The sequence below is a fragment of the Paenisporosarcina sp. P4_D4 genome (assembly GCF_056401835.1).
In genome coordinates this window covers 1-9,767 of record NZ_JBFUIO010000085.1, presented here as the reverse complement: position 1 = coordinate 9,767, position 9,767 = coordinate 1, and the positions used below count along the sequence as shown (strand labels likewise).

Here is a 9,767-nt window from a genome sequence, read left to right as displayed (position 1 = left end):
GTTGAGATACGTCCTTCAACGAATGCTTGGTCTTCTTTAGCAGAATCATACTCAGAGTTCTCGGATAAGTCACCGAAACTACGTGCAATTTTAATACGTTCAACAACCTCTTTACGTTTAACCGTTTTCAAGAATTCTAGTTCGTCCGCTAATTTCTGCTTTCCAGCAGCAGTCATAGGGTATTGTTTTTCTGTTGACAATGTATTTCACTCCTTCAACTACTTGCTAACTAATAAAAATACTATGACTCGCATCTTATAAATATGCGGCTAAGTAATTAGATAATTTTGTCAGTCTTTCAATATCATATTACACAATGATATCAGATTCAAGAATTGTTTTAATTTTTGTAACCATTAAATCAATGGCAACCTGGTTTTGGCCACCTTCTGGAATAATGATATCTGCATATCTTTTCGTCGGTTCGATAAATTGGTTATGCATCGGACGTACGACAGATAAATACTGTTCCACAACCGATTCGATGGAACGGCCCCGTTCATTGATGTCGCGCATTATACGACGAATGATGCGTAAATCCGAGTCCGTATCGACAAACAATTTGATATCCATCAAATCTCGTAAGCGCTCATCTTCGAGAACCAAAATACCTTCCAATATAATAACATCCTGTGGCTCAATTACAATCGTTTCGTCTGCACGAGTGTGAACTGCATAATCATACACAGGTTTTTCGATTGCTTTACGATTCAAAAGTTGATGAATATGTTCAATTAACAAATCTGTATCGAAAGCCAAAGGATGATCATAGTTTGTAGCAAGTCGCTCTTCAAATTTTAGATGGCTTTGATCTTTATAATAATAATCTTGTTCGATTACGACTACGGATTTTTCTTTGTAAACGTCATAAATTGCCTTGGTAACACTTGTTTTCCCTGAACCAGAGCCACCAGCAATACCAATAACAAGCGGGCGCTTAAATGTCATCGTACAAGCTCCTTTCTCATCATGTTATTTGGTCTTAAAGGGATGTCGGATTTGAAACGAACGATTTGCAACGGATGGCGTGCAACATCCAATTCCATTCCTTTTTCATCCCATAATTCTGTAATGGTCATCCGGAAATTTTCAATATCTGGGCCGAAGAATTCCACTTCTTGCCCTTTTGTAAAGTAATTCCGTTGTTGCAATGTGACCATTTTTGTTTCTTCATTATAATCCAGAACAAGACCTATAAAATCTGTCGTTGTCTTTCTGCCATGGACACCATACATTTGCTCTTCATATGTTGGTTCACCTTCAAAGAAAGCAGTTGCCGTATCACGGTTCGCGCATTTTTCGAGTTCTTCAAGCCATTCGCGTTTTATCACAAAGTTCTCGGGATCTGCGCAATACGCATCGATTACTTTACGGTAGACACTGACAACGGTAGCTACGTAATGAATCGATTTCATGCGACCTTCAATTTTCAGTGAATCGATGCCAAGTTCAATCATACGTGGGATGGATTCGACTAGTTTCAAGTCTTTTGGACTCATGGCAAATGGCGCGTCACCCTCACTGAATAAAGGCTGCTGTTCGCCTTCGTTTACTTCGTACAAATCGTAATCCCATCGACAGGACTGGCAACATCCACCACGGTTTGAGTCACGTGCTGTCATATGATTCGACAACGTACAGCGGCCACTATAAGCGATACACATAGCTCCGTGAATGAAAGCTTCGATTTCTATATCGACTTTTTCTTTCATTTCCTGAATTTCGTCGCCGCTCGTTTCACGGGCAAGAACAACGCGGTGCAAACCTTCATCTTTCCAGTATTGAACTGCTTTCCAGTTTGATAAAGATTGTTGTGTACTTAAATGAATTTCGAGCTTAGGCGCTTCTTGACGACATGTTTCGATAATTAATGGRTCTGCGACGATAATGCCTGTCACACCTGCTGATTCAATATCTTTTAAGTATGTTGCCAAACCATATATATTTTCGTTATGTGCAAAAATGTTTGTCGTGACATAAATTTTCGCACCATAGCCGTTCGCAAACTCAACTGCTTGTCGCATTTCATCTATTGAAAAGTTACCTGCATTTGAACGAAGTCCAAATTCACGGCCACCAATAAACACAGCGTCCGCACCGTAATGAACAGCGATTTTCAGCTTTTCAAGATCTCCTGCAGGAGCAAGGAGTTCTGGCTTTTTAACAATGACGCGTTTGCCATCAATGATTTCACTAATTCGGCCATGTTGAAGTAATGCCATGCTGATTCTCCCCTTCCTTAATACACGGTTTCTTTGAAGAAGAAGCCGGTATCGAGTGGTCGAAGTGACGGTTGCATTTCTTCAATTTCCGTTAATAATTCATCTTTAATTTGATCGTACGTTTCTGGTGAGACCATATACGCATCAATCGCTTGACGATAAAGACTAGTCACTTTCGTTACATAGTCTGTCTCTTGCAATACACCATCAATTTTAAACGAATCAACACCAGCGTCAATGAGCTCGTTCAACTCATCAATAATACACATGTCGTTTGGACTAAAAATATGCGTCCCGTTAGCATCCTCATAAATCGGATATTTATTGTGGCGTTCTTTATCATGTAAAAACATGTTTTTGTTGTTCGCACGATTTTCAATTTCCATCGCTTTGTCTTGATACAAGAAATAGTTTCCAAGCAATGAACGCTTCGATTGGAACATACAAGTCATACCTTGAACTTGCACTTCTACAGCAACTTCTGCGTTTTCTTTAATTTCAATGACTTCTTCCATGCTTAACTCTCTCGCCAGCACAGCTCGATTGGCACCGCGTTTCCCCCAATAGTTAGCAGTGAACCAGTTTGTTGCAGTCGTTTCGGTATTCCAGTGAAGTGGAATTTCGATACCTGTTTCACGTTTCGCCATGACAACAGCTGGATCACCGAACGTAATGCCATCCACTCCGAATGAAGCCAGTTGTTCCATATATGGACCTAATGCTTCGACACGCTCATTATGATAGAGCGCGTTCATTGCCACATATACTTTTTTGTTCGCAGCGTGAGCGAGTGTAACTGATTTTTCAATATCACCAATTGTAAACTCACCTGCTAATCGCAGACCAAATCGTTGTTCCCCAACTAAAAATGCGTCTGCTCCAGCGTCTATCAATTGTTGTAAATGTTCTACAGACTGCGGAGTTACAAGTAATTCTGGTTTTTTCAAGCGAGTCACCTCTTTATACTAATCGTAATGCCATCACCAATAGGCAGGAATGATGTTTCATATTCTTCGTGATTCATCAGCCAGGTCGTAAATTGTTGCAAATTACGGACCATCGTTCGTTTTCTTCTAGGCACATCTTGAATATCAATTTCCGTAAAACCGTGCATCAGCATGTTATCACAATAAATAACACCACCGCTAGGAACGAGTGGTGAATACTTGTCAAAAAATCGTTGATATTGACCTTTTGCAGCATCAATGAATAGCGCATCATACTGACCAAGTTTAAAATGGTTTATATCGATTTCCAGTGCATCGCCGTGTAAAAGTTGAATTCGTTCGGTCAATTCAGCCTGTTTTATGTAGGTAGAAGCCAATTGAAAACGGCCCTCATCTTTTTCAATTGTCGTCATTACTGTTTCAGGTAGAGTCAAAGCCATGCGAATGGCTGAATACCCAATGGCCGAACCGATTTCCAAAATGGATTTCGGCTGTTGCAGTCGAAGAAATTGAAGAAGTGATTCAATCGCCACAATTTCCATGATTGGAATATGTTGTTCTTTAGCGAATTGTTCCATATTCGACAGTAAAACAGGGCGTTGCTTAATATGTGAAGTAATGTAGGATTGTGAAGTTTTCATTTCCAGTTTAACTCCTTTAACGCACAAAAATTACACCCCATCTTATCATAAAAAAAGAAGGAAAGCGATAGCCTTCCCTTCTTTCAGTGATAATGGTGACAATCTTGTCACGATTAACGTAAATATTGTTCAATTTTTGCTAAATGCTCGTCATACGTTTTCGAGAAATGATTGACTCCTTCTTTATCAGCAAGGAAATAAAAGTTCTCGGATTCCGGTGCATTCAGTACGGCTTCAATGGATTGGGTTCCTGGATTAGAAATCGGACCTGGAGGCAATCCTTGAATTTTATACGTATTGTATGGATGATCAATTTCTAAATCACCATATAATACGCGGTCCTTATGTTCACCAAGTGCATATAGAACTGTAGGGTCTGTTTGCAAAGGCATTTTCTCTTTCATACGGTTATTGAAAACACTTGCAATCATTTCACGGTCAGTATCAGCTGTCGCTTCTTCTTCAAGCAATGAGGCAAATGTCATCAACCAGTGTACAGACTTTTGCTTCTCTGCAAGGACTTCTGTGTAAGGTGTTAAGACGTTTGCTGTCTTTTTCAACATCTGATCTACGATGGATTCCAATGAAGGTTTTTCTTCATAATACGCATAGGTCGCTGGGAATAAATAGCCTTCCAATGCGTGGCGTAAATCTGGCCCTTTAATTTCATCTGATAAAATGGTTGGGTATTTGCCAATCATTTGATCAATGAAATCCGGGTTTGTCACCAGGTCCATAAACTCCTTCGACGTATACGATGTTTTTTCTTCAACTCTCGCAGCTATTTCTTCCAGGGTGCGTCCTTCTGGAATCGTCATCGAGAAGACTGGTTCTCTGTATACTTTACCAGTTTTCAAACTCTCGATTAATTCGTCTAATGTCATGGATTTGCTTAGGCCATAATCACCCGCTTGGAAATCTGATTCATTATTGAACTTCGCATAATATTTGAAGATCCGCGCATCTTTAATGATTCCTTTTTTTTCGAGTAGCGCTGCAATCGAATCGAGGTTCGAACCAATTTCGACTTTGACTGGAATGATTTCTTCCGATTTTTCATCAACTGGCTGCAATGCGCTTTTTACATATTTGTATCCACTGTAAGCAGTTATTCCTCCACCAATCAATACAATAAGAACAATTGCAAGCACGATACGTCTGACAATTTTCACTTCTTTTTTCTTTTCTTTCATACGATTAAACATAATATCTTTTTTTGTTTCGTTTTCCACGGGTTACCCCCCTCTATCTGACATTTATTATACAAGATATTTAGACAAAAGAAAAAGGCAGAATGTATATTCATCATTCTGCCTAATAGGAACGCTTTCTCTACTAATATGTTTCGTGCTTTCATTTCCAACTCTACTATCGTAATTTTGCACTAGCCACATGTTCAGTATGAGCCAACAAGTATGAAAACCACATACTTGTGGGTCTCATTCTTCACGCTTAGGCCCACATGAAGTGGGTTATGAAGGTGTTGCCACATTTTTTTTTTGCGAAGAGTTACCGCAGGAGTAGGACGTGGCGTTTTTAACCTTCGTTCCTTTGCATGGAAGGCGACTTGTTTGCAACAGTTTAGCTAACTGAACAAATAAAAAAACACAGCCTGTCCCATAAGGGAAACATGCTGTGTTTTGAAATAATTTCTATTCTTCGTCTTCTTCTTCCTCTTCCAAGAAAGTGTTTAACATTTCTTCGATCATTGCCCACTCTTCGTCTGACTCGATCGGCATTAATTCGCCGTCTTTACCGTCTTCAGATGGTGTGAAAGCAGAAGCATGAATTTCGATTTCTTCGTTCTCGTCTTCTTCAGCACCCAATGGGTAGTAAAGAACGTAAGATTTGCTGAATTCTTCTGATTCAAATGTAAATAGTACTTCACATAGTTGTTCGTTACCGTTGTCATCTACAACTGTAATATTTTGTTGTCCGTGGTCCATGGGTAATCACCTCTTAATAGATTGACTATCTAGATAGCCTTGTAAAATCATAACTGCAGCCATTTTATCAATGACTTCTTTACGTTTTTTCCGACTGACGTCAGCACTGATAAGCATTTTTTCCGCAGCGGATGTCGTTAAGCGTTCATCCCAAAGATAAACGGGTTTTTCAAACGTTTGACGTAATAATTCCGCGTAGCGTTCAGACGCTTCGGCACGTGGTCCAATCGAATTGTTCATGTTTTTCGGATATCCTACCACAAACGATGATACTTCGTGCAACTTCATCAACTCGGCAATACGTTCCAATCCGAACTTTTCATTTGCTTCATCAATTTTGATGGTTTCGATCCCTTGGGCGGTCCAACCGAAAGCGTCACTGATTGCAACACCTACTGTTTTCGTCCCAACGTCCAAGCCCATTACTCTCATAACTTATGCCTCGTTATTCTTCTTGATGTAGAACTTTACAAGTTCTTCTAAGATTTCATCACGTTCAAGCTTACGGATTAAATTTCGTGCATCCTGGTGGCGAGGAATATATGCCGGATCACCCGAAAGTAAGTAGCCGACAATTTGATTGATTGGGTTATACCCTTTCTCTTCAAGCGCCGAATGGACATGAAGCATAACTTGCTTCACTTCTTGTTCCATGGACTCTTCCGGAAAATTAAACTTCATTGTCTTGTCAAATGAACTCATGATCAGCACCTCGCTTTCGGAGTAAAATCTGATTGTCTTGTACAAGCATATTTTTGTTACTTGTTAAGTATAACCGATTTCAACTTTTTATTAAACGGATTTGACATAATCATACACAGATTGTAAAGCTCCATCAAGTTTCGACGAATCTTTCGCACCAGCCATTGCCATATCGGGACGACCGCCACCTTTGCCGTCGCACTGTTCGGCAACAACTCTCACGATATTTCCAGCATGATATTTTCCACCCGATAAATCACTTGTGACACCAGCAATTAACATTACCTTGTCGCCTTCTGAAGCTCCAAGGACGATAACTGCTTCATTCATCTTCGTTTTTAAATCATCCATCATTTGACGCAGTTGGTTGTTGTCTTTTGCTTGAACACGTGCAGACAATACCGTTACACCATCAATTTGCTGAGCCTTCTCCAAAATGGAAGATGCTTGGCTATTTGCAATTTTTGCTGATAATGATTCATTTTCACGTTGAACTTGGCGAAGTTCCTGTTGTAAGCCTTGAACACGAGCCACTACATCTTTTGTATTTGCTTTCAAAGCTGCAGCTGCTTCTTCTAGGATACTCTCTTCTTCCTTAACAAGCTGGTATGCGGCTTTGCCTGTAACTGCTTCGATACGACGTGTACCTGCGCCAATTCCGCTTTCACTTACTAACTTGAAGAAGCCGATTTGTGACGTATTGCTTACATGACATCCACCACAAAGTTCAAGTGAGTATTGATCAATTGAAACGACTCTTACGATATCGCCATATTTTTCACCGAACAGTGCCATCGCACCCATTTGTTTCGCTTCATCGATGCCATGATAGCCTGTAACTACTTGAATGTCTTCCCAAATTTTCTCGTTCACTTGTTGTTCAATAGTTAACAATTCTTCTTTTGTTACTTGACCGAAATGAGAGAAGTCAAAACGTAAGCGATCAGGACCAACGTAAGAACCTGCTTGATTAACATGTGTTCCAAGCACATCTTTTAACGCTTGATGCAATAAATGTGTCGCTGTATGGTTTTTGACCGTTGATTTGCGCATTGTCTGATCGACTGTTGCTGTTACATCAGCTTCAACTGAAAGCTCTCCTGATTCAATCACTACGGTATGAAGATTTTGACCATTTGGTGCTTTTTGGACATCTTTCACAAATCCTTTGAATAAATCATTTTCAATTGTTCCGTGATCGGCAATCTGTCCGCCACTTTCTGCATAGTAAGGCGTTTGGTCAAGTACGACTTTTACTTCATCGCCTTCTTGTGCAAGCTTGACAAGCTCTCCGTCTTTTACAATAACCAGAACTTTTGAAGAAACGGCCATTTTATCGTAACCAATAAATTGACTTTCTTCTTTAATATTCCCTAATACTTCTGACTGCACCTGCATGGAATCAACATCTTTACGAGCTGAACGAGCACGTGTACGCTGAGCTTCCAGTGAAGCTTTGAAGCCTTCATGGTCAACGGTCATGCCTACTTCTTCTGCATATTCTTCCGTCAACTCGACAGGGAAACCGTATGTGTCGTACAAACGGAAAGCATCGCTTCCTGGAATGATTGACAGTCCAGCTGCTTGTTGCGTTGAAATAACATTAGACAAAATGCCAAGGCCGTCTTGTAATGTCTCGTGGAAGCGCTCTTCTTCATTTTTAATAACGCGCATAATGAAATCTTGTTTCGCTTCGACTTCCGGATAGAAGTCTTTCATGATTTCGCCAATAATCGGTACTAGGTTGAACATGAATGGACGATCAATTCCTAGATTTTTACCAAAACGTACTGCACGGCGTAATAATCGACGCAATACATAGCCGCGGCCTTCATTTGAAGGAAGTGCTCCGTCACCAATTGCAAAAGCAACCGTACGTGTATGGTCTGCAATGACTTTAAACGCTAAATCATCTGCACCACCATTGCCATACGTTTTACCCGATACTTCTTCGGTTTTTCGAATGATCGGCATGAATAGATCTGTATCGAAGTTCGTTGGTACATTTTGCACGACACATGCCATACGTTCAAGACCCATACCCGTATCGATGTTTTGTTTTGGAAGCGGCGTATACGTGTGATCTGGGTTATGGTTGAATTCAGAGAACACCAAGTTCCAGATTTCCAAGTAACGGTCGTTTTCTCCGCCCGGATACATTTCCGGATCCGTCATGTCGTTGCCATAGTCCTCGCCACGGTCGTAGAAGATTTCCGAGTTTGGACCACTTGGACCTTCTCCGATATCCCAGAAGTTCCCTTCTAAGCGGATGATGCGAGCTTCTGGAATTCCGATATCGTCGCGCCAGATTGCGTATGCTTCTTCATCTTCTGGGTGAACTGTGATTGATAACAATTCCGGATCAAATCCGATCCATTTCTTATCCGTTAGAAATTCCCAAGCCCAGTGAATCGCTTCTTTTTTAAAGTATTCACCGATCGAGAAGTTTCCTAACATTTCAAAGAATGTATGATGACGAGCCGTTTTACCGACATTTTCAATGTCATTCGTACGGATTGATTTTTGTGCATTCGTGATGCGTGGATTGTCAGGAATTACACGTCCATCAAAATATTTCTTCAACGTTGCCACACCACTGTTGATCCAAAGTAGTGAGTTATCGTTAATTGGTACAAGTGGTGCACTTGGTTCTAGAGCATGGCCTTTTTCAATGAAAAAGTCTAAGTACATGCGTCGGATTTCTGCTGCAGTTTTCATCAAGTATTCCTCCTTCAATTTTAAAAGCATAAAGCGCTGTCAGCTTGACACCATGAAATGTTGAACAGGGCGCTCTAATCCGACTCTGGTGCTGGAGCATCTGAATCCGAAAACGAGTTTTCGAATGAAGATGTGAAGCTTAAGAGCGGATTGGCCTGTAAAACTAGACACTGACCTTTTGAGTCGTGAGTCAAGAAGCCTGCTGGCGCAACGGGGAAGAGCTGGTCCTTAAAGCTAAGACAATAGAAAAAGCCCTCATCCCTAAAAAAGGGACGAAGGCTTCAATTCGCGGTACCACCCTAGTTACAGCAAACGAATTTGCTGTCTCTCGATTATGCCTTAACGCGGCTTACGGCAGTGATTAGCTGCACTCAGGAGTAGCTTTCCATAACATCCACTTGAAGGTTCTTTCAGCCAAGGAACCTCTTTCTTTTGCAAGCTTCTCAAATGTACTTTCTCCATCAACGTTTTCATTCATTTGTTAGAATTATAAAAAACAATTACGCATGTGTCAATTGACTTTTATTAAGTGCATGCAAATTACTCAATTTTAATATTTTCATCTTGACGAGTGGTAAGACTGTTATTCCT

At 40.6% G+C, this 9,767-nt stretch carries 10 protein-coding genes and 1 other annotated feature; all 10 genes read right to left on the bottom strand.

Annotated elements, in window-relative coordinates; genetic code table 11:
- A partial coding sequence (locus AC1DSL_RS13990) for a GreA/GreB family elongation factor (protein ID WP_477532634.1) occupies window positions 1–200 on the bottom strand: 200 nt, incomplete at its 3' end.
- 109 nt (window positions 201–309) lie between these two features.
- The gene (gene udk, locus AC1DSL_RS13985; RefSeq protein WP_016426852.1) at window positions 310–948 is read right to left on the bottom strand and encodes a uridine kinase; all 639 of its coding nucleotides are present in this window, start codon (window positions 946–948) and stop codon (window positions 310–312) included.
- A complete protein-coding gene (locus tag AC1DSL_RS13980; protein WP_477532633.1) occupies window positions 945–2,222 on the bottom strand; it encodes a peptidase U32 family protein in 1,278 nt (425 codons plus the stop codon). The genes udk and AC1DSL_RS13980 overlap by 4 nt, the downstream gene beginning before the upstream one ends.
- Before the next feature lie 17 nt (window positions 2,223–2,239).
- The gene (locus tag AC1DSL_RS13975; RefSeq protein WP_477532632.1) at window positions 2,240–3,169 is read right to left on the bottom strand and encodes a peptidase U32 family protein; all 930 of its coding nucleotides are present in this window, start codon (window positions 3,167–3,169) and stop codon (window positions 2,240–2,242) included.
- Window positions 3,170–3,174: 5 nt separating this feature from the next.
- Window positions 3,175–3,810, bottom strand: a complete 636-nt coding sequence (locus tag AC1DSL_RS13970; RefSeq protein ID WP_016426849.1) for an O-methyltransferase — start codon at window positions 3,808–3,810, stop codon at window positions 3,175–3,177.
- A gap of 113 nt (window positions 3,811–3,923) precedes the next feature.
- Complete coding sequence (gene mltG / locus AC1DSL_RS13965) at window positions 3,924–5,042, bottom strand: endolytic transglycosylase MltG (protein ID WP_477532631.1); 1,119 nt, start codon at window positions 5,040–5,042, stop codon at window positions 3,924–3,926.
- A 420-nt stretch (window positions 5,043–5,462) separates the two neighbouring features.
- Entirely contained in the window at window positions 5,463–5,756 is a 294-nt protein-coding gene (locus AC1DSL_RS13960) for a DUF1292 domain-containing protein (protein WP_016426847.1), read from the bottom strand.
- 6 nt (window positions 5,757–5,762) lie between these two features.
- Entirely contained in the window at window positions 5,763–6,188 is a 426-nt protein-coding gene (gene ruvX, locus AC1DSL_RS13955) for a Holliday junction resolvase RuvX (protein WP_016426846.1), read from the bottom strand.
- Between the two features lie 3 nt (window positions 6,189–6,191).
- Window positions 6,192–6,458 (bottom strand): IreB family regulatory phosphoprotein, encoded by a 267-nt coding sequence (locus AC1DSL_RS13950; RefSeq protein ID WP_016426845.1) that lies wholly within the window; start codon window positions 6,456–6,458, stop codon window positions 6,192–6,194.
- A 90-nt stretch (window positions 6,459–6,548) separates the two neighbouring features.
- Window positions 6,549–9,176 carry an alanine--tRNA ligase gene (gene alaS, locus AC1DSL_RS13945; protein WP_477532630.1) on the bottom strand — a complete coding sequence of 876 codons (2,628 nt, stop codon included), beginning with the start codon at window positions 9,174–9,176 and terminating at the stop codon, window positions 6,549–6,551.
- 265 nt (window positions 9,177–9,441) lie between these two features.
- Window positions 9,442–9,650 (bottom strand) — a binding site (T-box leader).
- Window positions 9,651–9,767 lie beyond the last annotated feature (117 nt).

Coding starts and splice junctions, on each gene's coding strand:
- udk (WP_016426852.1), bottom strand. CDS start 948: ATGACATTTAAGCGCCCGCTTGTTATTGGTATTGCTGGTGGCTCTGGT.
- AC1DSL_RS13970 (WP_016426849.1), bottom strand. CDS start 3,810: ATGAAAACTTCACAATCCTACATTACTTCACATATTAAGCAACGCCCT.
- AC1DSL_RS13960 (WP_016426847.1), bottom strand. CDS start 5,756: ATGGACCACGGACAACAAAATATTACAGTTGTAGATGACAACGGTAAC.
- ruvX (WP_016426846.1), bottom strand. CDS start 6,188: ATGAGAGTAATGGGCTTGGACGTTGGGACGAAAACAGTAGGTGTTGCA.
- AC1DSL_RS13950 (WP_016426845.1), bottom strand. CDS start 6,458: ATGAGTTCATTTGACAAGACAATGAAGTTTAATTTTCCGGAAGAGTCC.
- alaS (WP_477532630.1), bottom strand. CDS start 9,176: ATGAAAACTGCAGCAGAAATCCGACGCATGTACTTAGACTTTTTCATT.